This window comes from Ochrobactrum sp. BTU2, from assembly GCF_024539785.1.
GTDB classification, from domain to species: domain Bacteria; phylum Pseudomonadota; class Alphaproteobacteria; order Rhizobiales; family Rhizobiaceae; genus Brucella; species Brucella anthropi.
The window spans coordinates 1-17,586 of the sequence record NZ_JAHWRG010000010.1; the positions used below are offsets into that span (position 1 = coordinate 1).

A 17,586-nucleotide genomic window follows, 5' to 3' on the forward strand; every position below is an offset into this window, starting at 1 on the left:
AAAGTCAAGCCCCGCCTCACTGTTGCATCATTGCCACACTTGGTTTTATTCTATTGTCAAGCTATTTTTTATTATTCTCGTCATTTTTTTTATTTGTGTCGTCGCCTTGCCTGTATTAGCTATACTATGTTTTATTTAAGTATTACTTGGCTGCTGCAAGCCGTCGCATCTCTGCCGATTTCGCAATCCCCACATGCAAACCTGCATAGGTTGTGTAAATTAAATTGCCCTTGTTTTTATTTTAGTCTTGACTTCTCTCCGCCGCGCCCGTAGGCTGTTCCCATCAAACCGGAAACCACGCCTATGACCGATGCCCCTTCTCTCAATCCAAGCCGCTTCCCTGCCCTGCGCGCGGCAGCGCGCAAACCAACATCGGACAAAAGCATGTGCCCGGCTTGACTGGCCTCGGCTATGTGATCCCAAACCGCCCGTATCGGCAGGTCGAGTATTGGCAGCATGGCCAGCGCATAGACCCTGAAATTGGCAAGGCTATATCTGACAGGATTCTTTCTGACTTCATGCGAGAAAACCCATTGCCAACCTAGATTATAATAAACGCATCTTGTATTGTGTTTATTATATTTTAATGGCAGCCAGCTATTGAGCGCTTTGTGCGTTCGAATTGAGGTAAGTCACCATGAGCAACAACACCCCCGAAAAATCAGCTCCGAAGCGTATGGGACGCCCCTCTGTCGTCGCAGATGCTATCCCTCAGTTCGTTGAAGCAGTGAGGGTAATCGAAGATGGTTACGATGATCTGTGGCGGAAAGAATGGGATGAGCGCATCGCAGGCAAGGCGATCTCCACGCGAGCAGCTTATGTCTCCAAGTACAGGACAGCCGTCAAGGACGCCCTCGGAAGTCGTCACCCGTCTCTGCCGCACATCAAAGTGCTGGATCGCACCGAAAGCGAAGAGCAGCTTCGCACGTACACCGCCCGCTCTAATGCAGGGCGGCCGGGCACCCGTCGCGAAGCCATCGAAACATTCACCCTGCACACAAAGCTTTTGAATGACGCTCGCGAGCTAGCCGTCAAAGAAGGGAAAAAGACCCAGCGACAGGCTGACGCCATTTATAAGCGCTCGCTTAGCAAGCTGTGGGCCTCTGAAACCGAAGACTGGCGCGGGAATATCAAACCGACGACGATCCTTTCCACAACCACCCAATACCGCAACGCACTTCGGGAAGCCAACTTTGGCGATGATGTCACCCTCTCGGTCATCATCGCTCCCGAGGATGTTCAGAAGGCCGTCTCCACTGCCTACCGGGATTCCGTAATTGAGCAGCACAACGAGCTAATCGCTGTCCCCCACTGGTTCGAGATGGTCGAGGCCGCCAAGAAGGCGATGCCCGAAACAGACGCGAGTTGGTCAACGCTCCAGCAGGAAGCGCAAAAGGCTGCGGATTCCGCCAAGCGGGCCGATCTCGTTCGGTATGGCGTTGCCTTGGGCCTTTTAACCGGTCGGCGCCCTTATGAAATCTTTTGCCAAGGCTCTATTGCTCCTTTGCCGCTGGCTTTGGAGGGCGTTGCTGGACGCGGCTATGAGAGCTGGCGTGTCATGTTCACCGGACAGGCCAAGACGCGAGGTCGAGAAGGCACGCAGTTCGATCAGGCCTTTCCCATCGCCACGCTTGCCCATGCGAAGGACGTGATATTCACGTGGACCGTTCTGCGGTTGAGCAAAGAGGGGCAAGTCTGGCGAAAAATGTCCAATGAAGAGTTCAAGAATGACCTTCTTCGTGTCCCGAACCCAAATGCGATCTATCCAGCCATCAGGGATGAGCTGCTAGGCCCGCACTGGCCGAAGCCGTTGCCGGGCGATAGCAAGAACGCCATCGAGGGGAAGAGGCTGACCGCCAACAATGTTCGTTCCCTTTATGCGGAGATTGCCGACAATTTTTTCCGCCCGAAATCGAAGTCCAAAGCTGCCTTCTTCGCCGAAGTCCTCGGCCACACCGAGAAAGATATCGAGACGGCCTCGGCGTATATGAAATACTTCCTGCCGGACCAGAAGTCCGCAGGTCCGGGCAAGCGGGTCAAGGGGCGTCTATCGCAAAAGATCACCAACCGACTGGACGAGCTGGGCTTACCTCATGAAACGTCAGATGCGGATAGCGAAGAGGCATGAGCATGGCCAAGGATAAGAACCCCAAGGTTGCCGGACAAATTCTTGACGTAGGTGGCGAGCGGATAGCAATTATCAGGGGACCCCTCGCCGACGCTCTCGATATCAACAATTGGAATATCGTGTCCGATACGACCACCAAACGCTCCCCGGAGGAAGAGGCAGCGGCAAAGCAAAAGCTGGAAGATTGGGAGCGCCACGTCAAAGCGAACCCGCCCAAGCGCATTGTGTAGCGCAGGGTGAATCACGCATAGGATATTATTCCTCTTGACTCTTGCCCTCCGTTGGGTGTTCTCTTTTTGTTCTCATGACAGAAAGTGACCCCTCATGCGCAAGCCGGAGACGATTGAACGGCTCTATTTGGATTTTGATGGCTTCTTCGCCTCGGTTGAACAGCAGTGCGACAAGCGCTTGCGAGGGAGGCCGGTGGGCGTCGTGCCTTTCGAGGGCACAGACAGAACAGCGGTGATCGCCTGTAGCCGAGAGGCAAAGGCCTACGGCGTGAAAAACGTTATGCCCATCAGCGAGGCCAAGCGGCTTTGCCCGGAATTGGTTCTGGTGCCTCAGAAGCCGGACCTCTACCGACGCGCCCACAACGCGCTCTTGTCCGAGATCGAGACCATAATCCCTATCGATGCAGCGAAATCCATTGATGAGCTGACGTGCCGACTTGATGAAACAGGCCGCTCCGATCCGGTTGGTCTCGCAACAGCCATCAAAGACACGATTGCGGATAATATTGGGCCTTGGATTACCTGTTCCATAGGTTTTGCGGCCAATCGACAGCTCGCGAAAATTGCTTGCAAAGAAAGCAAACGGTCTGGTCGCCAGTACGGAAACGGACTGGCGATCTGGCGGCCCGAGGATCTACCCGCACCATTGTTCGCGGTTCAGATGGAAGACATACCGGGCGTCGGTGGGAATATGGCCAAGCGGCTCTATCGCGCCGGAATTTTCACAACCGAACAGCTCTATGCGGTCGAGCCAAAACACATGCGTAAGCTGTGGGGCAACGTTACCGGTGAACGTCTTTGGTATGCCTTGCACGGCTATGACATACAGGCTCCGGCATCTAGTCGAGGCATGTTCGGCCATGGCCGTGTACTGCCTCCCGAGTCGAGGTCTATCGACGGTGCTCATGAGATATCGCGCCTCTTGCTGATCAAGGCTGCGCGCCGCATGCGGCGTGAGGCCTTCTATGCCAACGGCTTATGGCTCTGGCTCTCCATCCGCGATGATTCTTGGATGGGAAAGCGCCGCCTCCCTGTCGTCAATGACGATCAGGCTATACTCGGGGCGCTATCTGAGTTGTGGAGTCAGGTCCGGCGCAAGTTTCCTCGCGGCGTAACCATTTTCAGAATAGGTGTCACCCTCTACGATTTGTCGCCTGCAAACGAAAGGCAGCTCGATCTTCTGCTAAACGATGATCGCTTGCGCCAGCGCTGGGAACGCGCCAGTTCGACCATAGACAGCCTGAATGCTCGGTACTCCAATACGGTTGTCAGCCTCGGCCACTGGAATCCGCCCAAGAGCGGCCATGTCGGCGGCAAAATCAGCTATACGCGCATACCCTCTGCGGAGGACTTCTGGTGACTGGATGGAAAAGTAAAATTCGCGTCAGCGATCTAGCTGATAATCAAAAGCTGGAGGTTCGCTGCCGGAAATGCGGACACGTCCACTACCTCGTGCGTGAGACGATCTGCACAACACCAGAGCGCGAATTTCTGTATCTCGATGAGCTTGAGCGGGAAACCTCTTGTCGGGCGCGAGGCTGTCGCGGCCCGGTGAGACTGTCGATGGTGCGCCTTGACGAGATGAGTGGTTTTGTTGGCGGCCTAGCTTAGCCACGCAAGCTGCTGACCAATCGAGAGTCCCTTCATCGGAACGATGGCACGCTCGCCTAACCAATCGGAGATCGGCTGTCGATATCGCACACCGGCCAGCATCACGATCTGCGCGTCATCACCATGCCCTCGTTCAATGAGTTGCGCCACGACGCGATCACCCCATGCGCGCCGTTGGTGAGCGCTCATGGTTGCCAGTGTTTGATCATAGGTGTAGCGGCTTGCCAACATAAGCGCCTCTGCTCGCAAACATCGGCATTTTCTGCTCGAATTATCTGACAATGGAGCGGGCGTCGTGCTCACGCTCTTTGCCAATGTGCTCGCAAACATCCGGGTCTGCTTGCAAACATCCGCCACGTGCTCAGATTAATTGCCAGCGACGGCATGGTCAAACCGGGACGCCTGCCTGTCGTAGTTGCTCGGTCAGCTGACGGGAATATTCGGGATCAAGGGTGCCCGCCAGGAAGGCGCGGATATCCGACGGCCGAGCATTGAGGTGCGTGACCAGAGCCGTCGCATCGTAACCATTTCGGGTCAACGTCGGTTCGAGATCGTCGATGGCGCGGGACAGGACCTGCTCGACGATTTCGGCGGTAACCGGCTTGGCGCCGAGGCGAAAGCCCTGCTCGAATGCGAGGGTGAGATGCATCTCGATCTGAAGCGGCGTGCGCAAACGTTCGGCGATGAGGTCGATGGCTTCTTCCTCGAGGAGTTCGCCAACCTTTACGCCTTCGGCCGCACAGGCGCCAAGCAGCCAGGCAACATAGTCGCGGCGCGCGGAGCCGATCCCCTCGTAGTCAAAAATGGTCGTGCGGTAGCCAATCTCCTCCATTTGCGGCCGGCGCAGATCATTGCGCAACCGGGGATGCCCGACAAGAAGTACGGAAAGGAGCACGCCGGCGTCGGCGACCACCTCCATCAGTCGCTTCAGGCCGGTTAAGGTCTTGTGGTGCAGGTCATGGGCCTCGTCGACCACGAGGACGATCGGCCGTTTGCCTTTTTTCATGATGTCGCGCAGGTCGCGCTCCCGGCGCTCGGCCTGCTTGGGGATCTTGACCTGCGCACGATCGCCGGGAGACAAGTCGTAGAACAGGGCTTCAATGAGCGATGGCAGCGAAGTGCGCCGCTTGTCGACCGCCAGCGATTTGGCGAGTGCGACCTTGCCGGCTTTGGTGAGTTCGGCCTCGATGCGGCGCAAAAGGTGGGTTTTCCCCGAACCGACCAGGCCGGAGACCACGACAAGCCGACCGGTCTGGACGGCCGCACACACCTCGCGGATGATCGTGCGCTGATGCTCGGTCTCAAAGTTGCCGGCCCCTTGGAAAGGCCGGTCGAGGCCGTAACTGGATTGAACGTCAGCGAGCATCATTCTTCCTTTCTTCGCGCCTGGAAGCGTTCGCGGATACGGGCCGCGATCATCTTTTTGTCGAGTGTTTCTCCAAGCAGTTCATTGATGAAGGCGCGGTCACCGGCATTCATCGCGCCGATCGGCCGGCCGAGCTGGTCGGCGATGGCCCCACGGGCTGCGAGGCCATTTGGATAAGCGGTCTCTATTGCGGGTTCCGGAAACGGTGTCCGCCGTACACTCAGCCCAGCCGTGGTCGGGGGCAGCGAAGGCAATGGACGATCCCCGCCGGTGACCGCGGCGCGGGGGAGCCCAAGTTGGTCTGCCAGGCGCACCACCTTGTCGAGCCGCTCTTCGAGCTTGCTCTTCTGGTATTTGCGATAGCGAAAGAGGGGAACCGCCCCGCGCGAAGGTTGGAATGGACCGAAGCGCTTGCCCTCATGCTCGACGAACAGTTCCTGATCGAACAGGCCCCAGAGCAAGGTCACCGTTTCGCCGGCAAGTTCGGGCTCGACCTCATAGGATGCGCCTTCGACCGATACGGTCGCGTCTCCAGCAACCGTCCGTCGTTCCGGTTCGCGCGCAAAGGCGCAGAACCGCTCCCAGGAGCACATCGCCCGCACCCCGTCAGGAGGAAGATGCCGCAGCCAATCCTCGATGCGTGCATGAGACTCTGTGCGATGGTCGCCGTTATTGTAGGTGACCAAGGCGCGCCTGAGCCAAAGGTTGGCTTCCTCTTCGTCCTTCGGCTTGTGGAAATGATAGAGGGTCTCGTGCACTTCCTTGATCGTGCGAAACGGCCGCTCGACCTTGCCTTTCGCTCGCGCCGGCGTGCGCCGCTCGCTGTCCGACGGGGGCATATGCGTGAGAACCCGGACACCAAGGCTACCCATGACGGACTGGAAAACGCGCGAGCGGCTCACCGGCCCGTTATCCATATGGATGGTCGTTGGAATCCCCTGAAGCGGCAGTTCCGGTTCAGGCTTGGCGGCGAAGGCATTGTAGAGAAAGCGCAAGGCGGACTCCGCGTCCTCGCCGTAGACGGAGCGGTATTCCTGATAGCTCGCGCCGGAGCGATCATCGACCACGGAGAACAGCATCAGCGTCGGCCGGCCGCGCCCTTCCTCGACCCAAAGCGGCGCTTCCACCTGCTTCAGGTCGGACGGGCTCATGTCGAAGTGCCAGAGTTCGTTGGAACGCCGCGCCTGGAATCGGACGGCAGCCACCGGGCGGGTGACGCGCGCATAATCCAGGCCGGAAACACGCAGCAGCCGATCGACCGTTGCGCGTTTCAAGATGCCGGGCGGTGCACGGACCAGGCCATCGGGCGTCACCACGCCGTCTTCCTCAAGCAGCTTGATGGCGCGCGCCGTGGAGATATGCCGCCCCTTCCGGTTCGCCGTTCTGATCTTCAGGGCCGCGATGATTTCGGCATAGGTTTCCATCTCCGGCTGCGGGGCGATCCGGGAGGTTCCGTGATCGGCGCGCCGTACGGATTTCGGGCGGTTCAACTCCCGCAGCGCCCGATACAGGGTCCAGATCGAGATGCCGTAGGCATCGGCGGCACGAGCAACAATCTCGGTACGGCCTGGATCACGGGGAGAAAGCAGCGACAATCGGCGTCGAAGATCGGTAAGCGCGATTTTCGATGCGCCTAGACGGCCTCTTCAGGCGTAATCGCGCACGGGTTCTAGCGGTACCTAGCTTTATTGGGCATTTGCCTTGGAGAAGTTGAACGGCAAAAGGTCGCCGATTTCGGCCGCTTGGCCCCGCTGCGGCAACTCAGTGAGCACGTGGCGTAGCCAGGTGAGCGGGTCGACGCCGCAGGCGCGGCAGGTCAGCATGAGACTGTAGATCACGGCGCTGGCCTTGGCTCCGTCGACGGTATCGCTGAACAGCCACGATTTCCTACCGGTGGCAAAAACTCTGATCTCGCGTTCCAGAATGTTGTTATCGATCGGCATCCTGCCGTCGCTGGTGTAACGTGTCAGGTAATCCCATTGGTTCAGGGTGTAGGACACCGCATCGCCGAGCTTGGTATCCGGCACGATCTTTGGCGCGATATTGTCGAGCCACGCCTTTAGGGCGTTTAGGACAGGCAGGCTGTGCTGCTGGCGGAAACGGCGAATGCAATCGGCCTTTGTCTCCCCTGGATCTGGGGTCTTGTCTCTCGCCTGCCTTTCGATCCGGTAGAGCTGTTCGAAGAACCGGAGTGCCTGCTCCGGCGGTCCGCCTCCATTCTTCCGGGCTTTGAGGGCCTCAACGAAGCGCCGCCGTGAATGGGCCATGCATCCGACATGGGTTGCGCCATTCAATGTGCGCCAGGCGGTGTAGCCATCAGTGACGAGTATGCCACGGTAATCACCAAGGAAGGTCTGCGGGTGGATCTGACCGCGGCCGGGCTGGTAGTCGAGGAGCACGATTGGCTCGTCACTGTCCTCGCTGCTGCGGTACGCCCACATGTACGACGTGCTGGTGGCTTCCTTGCCCTTTTCCTTCAGCACCTGAACCGTCGTCTCATCACCATGAATGAGAGGCTGCGATCGCAACCGCAGCTTCAAGGCATCGTAGATGCGATATAGATGCTTCTCGCTCGAGCCGATGACCCAATGCGCAAGAGCGCCACGGCTGATCGGAACGCCAGCACGCTCGAATGTTTGAGCCACGCGGTAGAGCGGCGTGCCATCGACGTATTTGTGGACGAGAGCAAAGGCGAGCGTCGACGCGGTGGCGATGCTGCCCGGCAGGGGTTGCGTGGGCATGGGCGCGATTACGACGGGCGTGTTAATCCCTGTACGGTCACAGTGCCGGCAGGCGTATTTGAACCGTACGTTCTGCAGGACCTTTGCCTTGATCTCGATATGGAGCTGCTCGCTAACGGCTTCTCCCATGCGATGCATTTGGCTTTTGCAGCACGGGCAAGCCTTCTGATCGTCAGCAAGGTCGTATTCGACACGCTCGCGCGGCAGGTCTGCCGGTAGAGGCCTGCGTCCCCGCTTTTTGCCCGTAGCGCCCCCGGCCGCATGCAAGCCAGTATCCGGAAGCTCGACGTCATCGTCTTCCTCGCTACCACCTTCGACCGCAGCCTCTTCGGCCTCGTTGAAGAGACGATCAATGTGCTTTTCACTGCGCGGGGCAAAGCGGTGCAGCTTTGCCAGTGCCAGTTCTTCTTCAAGCTTGACGACCCGCTGCGAGAGCGCTTCCTTCTCGGCTTTGAGCGCGGCGATTTCGGCAGCATTAGCTGCCAATTGCGCCATCAGTTCTGCAATGCTCGGTTCGCCGGTGCGCGTCATCAGATTCTTGAATCTGAACCGCCCCTGCGCGTCAATCGCAATTTGCCATCCTTAGCCAGCAATCTGATACTGCCGCACGGGATGGCGGACCATCGCATCGATATCGATGCCATCGAGGATCCAGTGAAGTTGCTCTGTCGTCAGCGACACCACCGCAGTTTCCCGGCGGGGCCACCTGAACCGATCTTCCGTTAGCTTCTTCAGGACCATAACAAACCCGGACCGATCAAAGAGCAAGAGCTTCACCCGGTCACGCCTGCGATTGCAGAAGGCAAACACCGATGGAGCAAACGGGTCCAGCTCCATCACCTCTTGCACAAGGACCGCGAGGCTGTTGATGCCCGCGCGGAAGTCGATGGGTTCCCGATGGAGGTAGACCTTCAGATCAGCGCCCAGTCTGAACATGGCTCAACGCTCCTATGATTGCCGCCAGACCATCGACATCGCTGCATTCCAGCGTCAGGCTGATCCCGTTCGGCAGCACCGCGCTCAGCTTGGATGCATGAGATCGCTTGCCGACCGGCTCCACATTCGTCGGTGGACCACTGGCAGAAGAAGACTGCATATCCGTAGCTATCTGAACCGGAACGAACGTAGATACCGCAGGTAAAGCACTAGCTTCTTTGGCTCTCTTTACCCACTTGCGAACGAGATTGGCGTTGACGCCGTGCTCCAGAGCTAGACGCGAAACCGAAACGCCGGGCTCTAAACACGCTGCGACAAGCCGATCTCGGGAGGCAGGGTCATATCGACGGCGGCCGTCGCGGCCAACAAGCCGCACCTGCAGTTTAAGAGTATCGTCCATGATTTGGTGTCCACCTGTTTTTGGTGGACACTTCATGCATCAGAGCACTGCGCTTCAGAAGGCGCATAGAAATTCGCGCTTACGAAGATCGACAAGAGCCTCTCCGGGCGGCCGCTTTCTCCGCTCAGCCATGGACGTCCTCGGATTCCACTGTTTTGGGAGAGCCACCCTTCTTGCCGATATGACGATAGAGGGTTGCAACAGAAACCCCCATGCGCTGCGCAATATTGCGTACCGGTATGCTGCCTTCCTTCATCAGGGCGCGCGCCGCGGCAATATCGCCCGGGCGCATCGCGGGCGGGCGGCCACCCTTGCGGCCACGTTGCCGCGCCTCGACCAGTCCAGCCGTCGTGCGTTCGCGGATCAGAGCACGTTCGAACTGGGCGATCGCACCGAAGACATGGAAGGTCAGCATGCCGCCCGGCGTCGTCGTATCAATGCTCTCGGTCAAGGACACGAGCCCGATCTTCGCGCGCTCCAACTCTTCCGCCGTCGCGATGAGCTTCTTTAGCGATCGCGCCAACCGATCGAGTTTCCAGACAACGAGCGTGTCACCAGTGCGAAGCACGTCGGAGAGAATTCGGCCCAATTCCGGGCGGTCATCGCGAGCGCCTGACCCGCGCTCGGTAAACACCTTCTCGCAACCGGCGCGTCTCAGCGCCTCAAGCTGAAGCTCCGGATTTTGATCGATCGTGCTGACCCTGGCGTACCCGACCCGCATAGCCATCCAAATGTTCTTGAAAGTCGTTGGACACATAGCATTTTGCGACAACCGTTTCTATAACAGTTTTGAGAAGATTCCATCGCGCCATTCAAGGGGCGTGACGGCATGCGCTATGGCATGCTCAAAAACCCTCGTTTATGACAAACGATCCATGGAAACCAACTATGTGTCTGACGGCCGAATATTCGCGACATGGAGCAGGGAACCTTACGCATCGAAAATCGGGCGGTCCCCGATCTTGTCCCCCTTGTATGGGATACTCCGGGAATTGAGGCGGCGATACCAAAGGATGCGGTCGGCCAGGCCGTTACCATGTTCGAGCCGCAGGAATGCGCCAACTACTTCAAATCTTGCGGATATGACCCCGAGTAATGTGGACGTGCTCTAGGTCACCCAGAGGGGCGCTCGCATCGAGTATAACCTTAAGCGCGATTGCTTCCGGTGAACCATCCTCCATATGTACGGGATGTACAGCCCACACAGACTTTTCGAGAACCACATTCTCAACAGAAACCTCATAAAGCCTACCCGACGCGAGCTCATCGAGGACAGTGCTCCTCATCACGATCGAAATGCCGAGACCAGCTCGAACTGCATGCTTCACAGCCTCAGTGCTCCCGACATTGAATGAGATTGGGAATTGCTCTGCCGCTTGGCCGAAGGCCTCGCGGAGCACGGATCCGGTACCGGTTCCACGTTCTCCGCCAATGAGGGACTCTTGAAATAACTCTGCCGCTTCAATTGTTTTTCGCGTCCTCCAATTATGCTGTGGGGATACGATTATTACCAGCTTTTCCTTCCGCCAAAGGCGGGCTTGATATCCTTTTCGATCGTCCCACCATTCGGTAAAGGCTAGATCAATCTCCTTCCTCAAGAGCTTTTCGATGATTTCAGGATTTGAGGCAACGGCCACCTCAGGTGGCCGGCCTTGAGCATCCTGTAAACGCTTCAAGTGGACTGGCAAAATATAGGTACCGATGTTAGTACTGGCACCCAACGTAATCCGGCCGCTGTGCAGGCGGTCCAGAGATCTCTTCGTGACGGTCAAAAGGCTGCGTGCGAATGGCAAGAATACGAGCCCTTGCCGAGTCGGCACACACTTGTCCTTCCTCCTCTCGACCAGCCGCACCCCTAGTATATCCTCCAATCGTTTCACATTATGTGAGACAGTCGGTTGGGATATCTGAAGCCGTCGCGACGCCTCGTGAAAGCTGCCAGTTTCGATTACCTCTATGAATGCTGCGACATGCGAAAGGCTAAACATTACTTTCTCTAATCAAGGAATTAGTTGAACCTCGTTAATTGCCGCACGAGGTCTTCGGCCTTGGACAAAATCTATAATGTTGTCAGCAGCCTCGTGCTCGATAGCCAAACGCGACTTCGCCACTGCTGAGCCTATGTGGGGTGTCAAGATCGAATCATGTTCGCGATTGAGGAGACCCCCGTGGACCTTGTCAGGCCGGTCGGGTCTGGCCCAGTCCTCCATCTCATAAACATCAGCGGCGTAGCCTCCCAAGCGCCCCGCCTGCAATGCAGCGACAACAGCCTCTTCATCAACCACGCTTCCGCGTGCAGGATTAATAAGAAGTGCTCCTTTGGGCATTTTGGCGAGTTGTTCAGCGCCGAGGAGATGCTTCGTTTCGGCCGAAAGCGGGAGTGCACACACAAGAAAGGTAGACGACGAGATCAACTGGTCAAATTCAAGAGGCTTTACGTTCAGTCTGATCTCATCGGCTTTGTCCAGGGATTGACGATCCCAGTACGACACAATGGCGCCGAAGGTACTTAGGCGCTGTGCTATAGCTTTTCCGATCGCTCCCATCCCTAAAATGCCGATTGCTGTGCCCTGCAGCCCAAGGCCGTAAAACCGAGGGCGCCAACCTTTGTAATCCCTCCTGACGCTCTTGTCGCCTGGCAGAATGTGCCGCCCAAGAGCAATCATCAGACCGATTGTAAGTTCGGCTGTCGGGTCAGTGAGAAGATCGGACACTATCGTGACGTGGACTCCACGCTGCGTGCAGGCTTCGATGTCGAAGTTATCGAAGCCTTTCAGCGCACATGCCACAAGTTGAAGATCGGGAGCGTGCGCGAGTACAGACGCGTCGATCATGTCCGGCATGAACGCCATCATCGCCTTGGCGTCGCTCAATTCTGCGAGCAGTTTCTCGCGGGGCCATGTATCATCAGTATCGTTGCAAACTAAACGAGCGTGGGGAGATAGCTTTGAGATAATCTCCTCGTGGACGCGATGGGTGATTACTACCTTTGGGAGCATTTAATTTATCCTTCTATTGCAGCTGGCGGCGGAGGAGAGCGCCGACCTGGTCAACGATGGTGACCATCAGAAGGACAACGAGCATGATCGCAAGAACCTCCTGATAATTCATGATCCGGAGGGATGTCATCAACTCGAAACCGATACCACCAGCTCCCACAGTGCCCAGGATTGTCGAGGCGCGGAAGTTGTACTCCCACCGATAGATGGTCACATCGGCCAATTGCGGTAGAACTTGTGGCAAGATCGCCCGCGTCACGATCTGGAACGGCGACGCACCAGCTGCGCGTGCGGCTTCTATAGGCGCATTATCGCAATGCTCGATCGCCTCCGCAAAGAACTTGCCCACCATGCCAACCGAGTGAAGACCAAGAGCCAGCACGCCTGGGAGCGCTCCAAATCCCACTGCCGCCACGAAGACGATGCCCATAATCAGCTCCGGGATCGACCGTAGACCATTCAACAATCCACGCGAGATCATATAGATGACAGCGTTGGGTGCTGTTTTCCCTGAGGCGAAAAAGCCAACTGGAAGTGATATCAGTACCGCGATCGCAGTCCCAGCTATACTCATCGCCAGAGTGTCGATGAGAGGGCTGATCCACTCCAAGCCTCGGTTGAAATCCGGGGGAAACATTTCCGTACCGAGCTGCCAGAGCGCAGGAAACCCAGATCCCAGACGCTCCAGATCAAGAAGACCGGAGTGATAACTGCTAACAATGATCACACACGCAATTGCCAACGCGATCACGCCAGCTCTGGTCCAAGCTTTGTTTTGATGTTGAAGGATAGAGTCGTAGTCGGCCGACGGCTGTGTCATCACATATCCTGGAAGAAAGGACGCAGGCCAGCGCCTGCGTCGAAAGGTGAGAAACTGTCTCGAACGCGCCTTACTGACTCAGGTCCAAGTTCAGCACTTTACCGAGCTCACGGACGACGTCGTAGGCTTTGTCATCGATCGGAGCGAACCCATCGGCTTTGAAGGATGCCAATACCTTTTCGTCTTTAAGGTCGATGAAGGCTTTGGTGATCGCCTCTTTCAACGAAGTGTCAAGATCCGACCGCATGGTCCAGGGGTACTGCGGGAACGGATCGGACTCGGCGAGGGCGATAACTTTCTTAGGATCAATGGTGCCACGAGCGACCATTGAATTGTAGATGGGCAACGAAAGTCCGCCAATCTGAGCATTGCCATTCTGCACTGCAATAGCCACGGCATCATGCGACCCTACGAAGTTCTCGCTATAGTCTTTTCCAGCCTCAACTCCGGCCTTAAGCAGCATAGATTTCGGGATAAGGTGGCTTGAGGTGGAAGCCACGTCCCCAAACGCGACCTTTTTCCCTTTTGCATCTTCAAGGCTTTCGATGCCAGCCTCTGCATTGGCGACAACTACAGCGCGATAGGTAGTTTCGCCATCCTTCATAAGTGCTGCGAAAGGCTCGATATCAGCCTTGGTTTTCGCGAGCGTGTAAGAGAGCGGCCCGAAATAAGCCAACTCAAGCCGGCCGAAACGCATCGCTTCGATCATTGACGAGTAGTCGGTCGTTACGATCAGTTCAATCTCCCGACCGAGTGTCTTCTCAAGATACTCCTCGAGAGGACGATTGTTTTTGATGACAGTGGCGGCGTTCTCGTCCGGTAGCAACGCGACGCGCAATGTCTCTGGATTTGAGCCAGCATGCGCCAACGAACTCCAGCCAAGAACGGCGAGGAATGCGAGGGACAGAAGCTTCTTCATAATGCGGCCTCCATGGCAGCTAAAGGTTGATCATACTCGTAGTTGGACAAATCTTGTGTTGTGGTCGGATTTCTTGGGGCGCTGCGGTAGATCGACGCACACATTTGATCGGTCAGTTCGTCGACAGCGGCGTCCGCAACCACTTCCCCGTCGCGCATAGCAATGACCCGGTCGCCGAACCGGCGAGCTAGATCGATCTGATGAAGGCTGATCACAGCAGTGATGCCGTCGGCTGTGCATATTTCGCGAAGCTGCGACAGGACCTCGACAGCCGTTTCAGGGTCCAGACTTGCAACGGGCTCATCTGCAAGGACCAGTTGGGGCTTCTGGACCAGCGCGCGCGCAATGCCCACCCGTTGCTGCTGACCGCCGGATAGTTGATCCGCCCTGACGAGAGCCTTATCAAGAAGGCCTACGCGTTCAAGGCATTCCAACCCCAGCCTTCGATCCGAACGCGGCATAGGGAACAACGTACGCCAGCCAGAGTGGTAGCCCAGGCGGCCCGTCATGACGTTGTCGAGCGCGCTCAAGCGCCCTATGAGTTGGTGCTGCTGGAATATCATCCCAGTTCGCCTTCGGTGAATGCGAAGCTTAGTTTCCGCATCCAGAGCACCAATATCGTTAGAAGTGATCGAACCAGACGTCGGCGCAACCAAGCCGTTGAGTGTCCGGATGAGGGTAGATTTGCCTGCGCCGGATCTACCGAGGAGCACGACGAACTGACCCTGGTTGAACGTCAATGTCGTTGTCTTCAAAGCTTGGGTGCCGTTGGCATAGGTCACGGCAACTCCGTTCAGAGCCAGCATCACAATAATCCTGATCGTTAGTGGTGCATCGATTGAATATTTGCATCACTATGGGCGACATATGACGTCCGTTTATCAGGCTCGTGAAACTTCAATGACAGCACTTAAACTCAGCTCTACCTCCTCGCGTAGCTGCGATGGAGAAATTTCACCCAGAGCCGCCTGATCATGACGGCCCGGTCCCAATTCTACACCACCTTGACGGATGCTATCCCATATTCGGCCAGATAAACCGGCCCTTCTCCAGCCGCCGGGTAAAAAGGCAGGCGCCCAGACCATCATGCCAGATGATCTTCAAAATATCCGATCTGCGGCCCCTGAAGACGAAGAGATGCCCTGACAACGGATCATGCTGCAGAACCTCCTGCACCCGAAGCGCCAAGGAGGGAAAGCCACAGCGCATGTCCGTATATCCGCGCCTTCCTGGCGGGCACCCTTGATCCCGAATATTCCCGTCAGCTGACCGAGCAACTACGACAGGCAGGCGTCCCGGTTTGACCATGCCGTCGCTGGCAATTAATCTGAGCACGTGGCGGATGTTTGCAAGCAGACCCGGATGTTTGCGAGCACATTGGCAAAGAGCGTGAGCACGACGCCCGCTCCATTGTCAGATAATTCGAGCAGAAAATGCCGATGTTTGCGAGCAGAGGCGCTTATGTTGGCAAGCCGCTACACATAGGGAGCGACAAGATCATCGGGATCGACAATCCCATGCAAAGCTGAGAGCACATACCAAGGCGCTTGTCGCGCCTCGACGTATGCCCGAGCTTTCCTGAACCAAACAGACTGATAGAGGTTGGCGGCTCGCATTGGCTCGCTCGCCTTTGCTTTAACACAAGCTACCAAATGCAACGGGACAGCCGTTTCGCCTAATGGCTCACCCTGTTTCCAATGATCGAGCATTCCAGTTCGCCCTTACATATTGCCATATCTTTAGTGCTTGACATTTAGCCCGCAATCATTCGTAATGTCAATCGACTGGTGAAATTCCGCCCGGAGGCAAACATGACGAAGAAATACGTTGTGGTCGAAAATGCAGGCTATGAACGTGAATGCGATGTTCATACTGCAAACAGCTATAGCGATGCCCTGAAATGGTGCGATAACCATTACGAAGAAGATGAGATCGAGACGCTTCACGTTGAAATCGCCCGCGAGTTGCCAGATGGCTCTCGGACCTACGAAATCTAATGCCGGATTTTCAGAATGACCGTCGCAAAGATCATTGCCGATGCTTTGGCCGTTCCGACCCGTAACGACAAGGCCCTGTTTAGCGCGGTGCGCGCCCTCGGACTCACAATCAGTAAGCAAGATGGCGAATATCGTATCTCTCGACCCAATCTTACTCGGGAGCGTGCTGAGGCAATCGCATACTACACGAACGACCGGTTCGATGCGTGGGGCACAGCAGAAGAGATGGCTCGCGATGCTGGTATTCTCGACGCCAAGCCGGAGGCAAAGATATGACCGATGAATTTCTGCTTGTTTGGTTGAGCAAGGAAGAAAGTTCCGCTTATGGCGAGTGCCGTGGCGAAGCCTTGGATCGTCTTATTGCAAAGGGCTTTGCCGAGGTCGGCCCTACACCGCCCGGCCGCGACAAGAATTATGCGCGTGTCAGATTGACCGACGCCGGGCGCGAAGCTCTTCCCGAAGCGGAGTCACTGTGATGACAGATTTCAACGGCCCTGCCTCCGTAACCGGGCAGCACGGCAAGGCAATGCAGAAGGGCAGTGGGGTTCTATACAACACTGGCAGCGCCGATGTTCGTGCCCGTATCGAGACAATGCACCGCGATGGCAGCGTAACGGTGCGGGCACTTTTCTATCACAGAGATGGCAAGGACGTGCCGGGCTATCTCGGCTTCAAATACCGCCTTTGGCCTGATGACCCACAAATCGGGCTACGGCCTCTCGACCCTATTTGACGGAGACCCATGTGCCTTGGAAGCTGAAACGAGTACGCCAGTGCGAAAAATGCCCGTGGAAGGTTTCGACCGACCCGCATGAAATCCCGCATGGATATTGTGAAACGAAACACCGCGCTCTTTCCTCCACCATCGCGGACAACACGGGCAACTTAGCTGCGGTGCTCGGCCAAGCTCCCTTGCGGGTGATGGCCTGTCACGAGCACCCAGCGGAACACGAGGCCCACTGTGTAGGCTGGCTGATGCACCAGCTCGGCCCCGGCAATAACATCGCCCTGCGGCTTGCTGTTCGTGACTGTGAAAACATCGGGAGCGTCGTCTTGGATGGCCCACAGCACGAACGGTTCGAAGACACCCTGCCGGAATAGAAGGCAACCAGCTCATGCCCCAGCTCGATGAAACCATCCTTGATTGCCTCGGACGCGCCGTTCACCGCGACCTTGAAAAGGGTGGCCACGGGATCAGGAGCACAAGCGAAATCGCCGAGTGGTGCGGAGTAGCCCTCCGGCGATGCCGGTCTCGCCTTGACGCGCTTTCAGCGCTGGGGCTGATCGACTGGTTCGGTCCTATTGAGGGGCTGGGAAGTGTTCACCATTGGCGGATTGCAGATCCCGCGCCTGATGATGGTGAGCGCGAAGCTCTGCCTCTAGCCGCATAACTCGAAGGGATCGCGATGCCTGTTCTCGGTAGTGTCGATTCAAAAGGG

At 56.9% G+C, this 17,586-nt stretch carries 22 protein-coding genes and 1 pseudogene; 10 read left to right on the forward strand and 13 right to left on the reverse strand.

Going from position 1 to position 17,586, the window contains the following annotated elements; translation table 11 throughout:
* The 4 genes from KWJ32_RS21700 to KWJ32_RS21715 form a co-directional block, all read left to right on the forward strand.
* A partial coding sequence (locus tag KWJ32_RS21700; protein WP_256886243.1) for a hypothetical protein occupies window positions 1–273 on the forward strand: 273 nt, incomplete at its 5' end.
* Between the two features lie 364 nt (window positions 274–637).
* The gene (locus KWJ32_RS21705; protein WP_256886244.1) at window positions 638–2,128 is read left to right on the forward strand and encodes a protelomerase family protein; all 1,491 of its coding nucleotides are present in this window, start codon (window positions 638–640) and stop codon (window positions 2,126–2,128) included.
* 2 nt (window positions 2,129–2,130) lie between these two features.
* Window positions 2,131–2,358 carry a hypothetical protein gene (locus KWJ32_RS21710; protein ID WP_256886245.1) on the forward strand — a complete coding sequence of 76 codons (228 nt, stop codon included), beginning with the start codon at window positions 2,131–2,133 and terminating at the stop codon, window positions 2,356–2,358.
* A 94-nt stretch (window positions 2,359–2,452) separates the two neighbouring features.
* The gene (locus KWJ32_RS21715) at window positions 2,453–3,718 is read left to right on the forward strand and encodes a type VI secretion protein ImpB (protein ID WP_256886246.1); all 1,266 of its coding nucleotides are present in this window, start codon (window positions 2,453–2,455) and stop codon (window positions 3,716–3,718) included.
* Between the two features lie 242 nt (window positions 3,719–3,960).
* On the opposite strand, the gene KWJ32_RS21720 is transcribed toward KWJ32_RS21715, so the two are convergent.
* The 13 genes and pseudogenes from KWJ32_RS21720 to tnpB (KWJ32_RS28305) form a co-directional block, all read right to left on the reverse strand.
* Window positions 3,961–4,197 carry a DUF6884 domain-containing protein gene (locus tag KWJ32_RS21720; RefSeq protein ID WP_256886247.1) on the reverse strand — a complete coding sequence of 79 codons (237 nt, stop codon included), beginning with the start codon at window positions 4,195–4,197 and terminating at the stop codon, window positions 3,961–3,963.
* A gap of 160 nt (window positions 4,198–4,357) precedes the next feature.
* Complete coding sequence (locus KWJ32_RS21725) at window positions 4,358–5,338, reverse strand: AAA family ATPase (protein WP_003501092.1); 981 nt, start codon at window positions 5,336–5,338, stop codon at window positions 4,358–4,360.
* The gene (locus KWJ32_RS21730) at window positions 5,335–6,957 is read right to left on the reverse strand and encodes a DDE-type integrase/transposase/recombinase (protein ID WP_256886280.1); all 1,623 of its coding nucleotides are present in this window, start codon (window positions 6,955–6,957) and stop codon (window positions 5,335–5,337) included. The genes KWJ32_RS21725 and KWJ32_RS21730 overlap by 4 nt, the downstream gene beginning before the upstream one ends.
* A 63-nt stretch (window positions 6,958–7,020) precedes the next feature.
* A complete protein-coding gene (locus tag KWJ32_RS21735) occupies window positions 7,021–8,607 on the reverse strand; it encodes an IS66 family transposase (RefSeq protein ID WP_172873289.1) in 1,587 nt (528 codons plus the stop codon).
* Window positions 8,608–8,658: 51 nt separating this feature from the next.
* Window positions 8,659–9,012, reverse strand: a complete 354-nt coding sequence (gene tnpB, locus KWJ32_RS21740; RefSeq protein ID WP_107341957.1) for an IS66 family insertion sequence element accessory protein TnpB — start codon at window positions 9,010–9,012, stop codon at window positions 8,659–8,661.
* 193 nt (window positions 9,013–9,205) lie between these two features.
* A pseudogene (locus tag KWJ32_RS21745) lies at window positions 9,206–9,316 on the reverse strand (transposase); the annotation flags it as partial.
* A gap of 220 nt (window positions 9,317–9,536) precedes the next feature.
* Window positions 9,537–10,133, reverse strand: coding sequence for a recombinase family protein (locus KWJ32_RS21750; protein ID WP_024710158.1), 597 nt, complete (start codon window positions 10,131–10,133; stop codon window positions 9,537–9,539).
* A gap of 346 nt (window positions 10,134–10,479) precedes the next feature.
* On the reverse strand, window positions 10,480–11,400 hold the full coding sequence (locus KWJ32_RS21755) for a LysR family transcriptional regulator (RefSeq protein WP_003501100.1): 921 nt from the start codon (window positions 11,398–11,400) through the stop codon (window positions 10,480–10,482).
* A gap of 12 nt (window positions 11,401–11,412) precedes the next feature.
* Window positions 11,413–12,411 carry a phosphonate dehydrogenase gene (locus tag KWJ32_RS21760; RefSeq protein WP_003501101.1) on the reverse strand — a complete coding sequence of 333 codons (999 nt, stop codon included), beginning with the start codon at window positions 12,409–12,411 and terminating at the stop codon, window positions 11,413–11,415.
* 13 nt (window positions 12,412–12,424) lie between these two features.
* Window positions 12,425–13,231, reverse strand: coding sequence for a phosphonate ABC transporter, permease protein PhnE (gene phnE / locus KWJ32_RS21765; protein ID WP_006473411.1), 807 nt, complete (start codon window positions 13,229–13,231; stop codon window positions 12,425–12,427).
* 70 nt (window positions 13,232–13,301) lie between these two features.
* Window positions 13,302–14,150 (reverse strand): phosphate/phosphite/phosphonate ABC transporter substrate-binding protein, encoded by an 849-nt coding sequence (gene phnD, locus KWJ32_RS21770; protein WP_003501103.1) that lies wholly within the window; start codon window positions 14,148–14,150, stop codon window positions 13,302–13,304.
* On the reverse strand, window positions 14,147–14,956 hold the full coding sequence (gene phnC, locus KWJ32_RS21775; protein ID WP_006473175.1) for a phosphonate ABC transporter ATP-binding protein: 810 nt from the start codon (window positions 14,954–14,956) through the stop codon (window positions 14,147–14,149). Before phnC ends, phnD begins: the two co-directional genes overlap by 4 nt.
* 208 nt (window positions 14,957–15,164) lie before the next feature.
* Window positions 15,165–15,458 (reverse strand): IS66 family insertion sequence element accessory protein TnpB, encoded by a 294-nt coding sequence (gene tnpB, locus KWJ32_RS28305; protein WP_080600525.1) that lies wholly within the window; start codon window positions 15,456–15,458, stop codon window positions 15,165–15,167.
* A gap of 503 nt (window positions 15,459–15,961) precedes the next feature.
* Here tnpB (KWJ32_RS28305) and KWJ32_RS21785 point away from each other — a divergent pair.
* From KWJ32_RS21785 to KWJ32_RS21810, 6 genes are read left to right on the forward strand one after another with little or no spacing between them, the layout of a single operon-like run.
* Window positions 15,962–16,147: a hypothetical protein gene (locus KWJ32_RS21785; protein ID WP_125271577.1), complete on the forward strand. Its 186-nt coding sequence runs from the start codon at window positions 15,962–15,964 to the stop codon at window positions 16,145–16,147.
* A gap of 15 nt (window positions 16,148–16,162) precedes the next feature.
* A complete protein-coding gene (locus KWJ32_RS21790) occupies window positions 16,163–16,423 on the forward strand; it encodes a hypothetical protein (RefSeq protein WP_125271578.1) in 261 nt (86 codons plus the stop codon).
* Window positions 16,420–16,623 (forward strand): hypothetical protein, encoded by a 204-nt coding sequence (locus KWJ32_RS21795; RefSeq protein WP_125271579.1) that lies wholly within the window; start codon window positions 16,420–16,422, stop codon window positions 16,621–16,623. Before KWJ32_RS21790 ends, KWJ32_RS21795 begins: the two co-directional genes overlap by 4 nt.
* Entirely contained in the window at window positions 16,623–16,880 is a 258-nt protein-coding gene (locus tag KWJ32_RS21800; RefSeq protein WP_125271580.1) for a hypothetical protein, read from the forward strand. Before KWJ32_RS21795 ends, KWJ32_RS21800 begins: the two co-directional genes overlap by 1 nt.
* 11 nt (window positions 16,881–16,891) lie before the next feature.
* The gene (locus tag KWJ32_RS21805) at window positions 16,892–17,248 is read left to right on the forward strand and encodes a DUF6283 family protein (protein ID WP_125271581.1); all 357 of its coding nucleotides are present in this window, start codon (window positions 16,892–16,894) and stop codon (window positions 17,246–17,248) included.
* A 14-nt stretch (window positions 17,249–17,262) separates the two neighbouring features.
* Window positions 17,263–17,538, forward strand: coding sequence for a hypothetical protein (locus KWJ32_RS21810; protein WP_125271582.1), 276 nt, complete (start codon window positions 17,263–17,265; stop codon window positions 17,536–17,538).
* Window positions 17,539–17,586 lie beyond the last annotated feature (48 nt).